General features: G+C 51.2%; 2 tRNA genes and 1 rRNA gene. All 3 read right to left on the reverse strand.

Annotation, left to right across the window (positions count from 1 at the left end):
- Positions 1-206: 206 nt before the first annotated feature.
- Positions 207-282 (reverse strand) — tRNA-Ala (locus N1689_RS22050).
- A 142-nt stretch (positions 283-424) separates the two neighbouring features.
- Positions 425-501 (reverse strand) — tRNA-Ile (locus tag N1689_RS22055).
- Between the two features lie 73 nt (positions 502-574).
- Positions 575-635, reverse strand: a 16S ribosomal RNA gene (locus tag N1689_RS22060); the annotation flags it as partial.

The raw sequence follows: 635 nt of genomic DNA on the forward strand, positions 1-635 counted from the left end.
CACAACCCACAGGCGTTTTGCAACGCTGCAGACTGCAGGGATTTGAGAGACTCGAACGTGCCGCGTTTTTCATTCTTATTACGGAGAATGAAAGCGACACGTCGTTTCAATTTTCAGCTTGTTCCGGATTGTTAAAGAGCATAATACTTCGCAGCACACCGTTGCCGGTACGCTCTGAAGTATTCAGAAAAAACAGATAAACGGTATGGTGGAGCTAAGCGGGATCGAACCGCTGACCTCCTGCGTGCAAGGCAGGCGCTCTCCCAGCTGAGCTATAGCCCCATACAGTTACTGCAGAGACCGCTACTACCACTCAACCGAGTACACTTCGTAAGAAATGCAATTCGTGCTCAGGCAGGGCATGTTTCCGCGCAGCATAGTGAACTATGCGAGCCGGAGACATAACGCAGCGTGAGTGCGAATTTGGTAGGCCTGAGTGGACTTGAACCACCGACCTCACCCTTATCAGGGGTGCGCTCTAACCACCTGAGCTACAAGCCTGTAGAGGTTTTTTCTGCTCGTTACTTTTTATCAGACAATCTGTGTGGACACTGCGCGGGAAGGTATCTTCAGGTAAGGAGGTGATCCAACCGCAGGTTCCCCTACGGTTACCTTGTTACGACTTCACCCCAGTC

It is taken from the genome of Pantoea sp. XY16, from assembly GCF_025153065.1.
Taxonomy (GTDB): domain Bacteria; phylum Pseudomonadota; class Gammaproteobacteria; order Enterobacterales; family Enterobacteriaceae; genus Pantoea; species Pantoea alfalfae.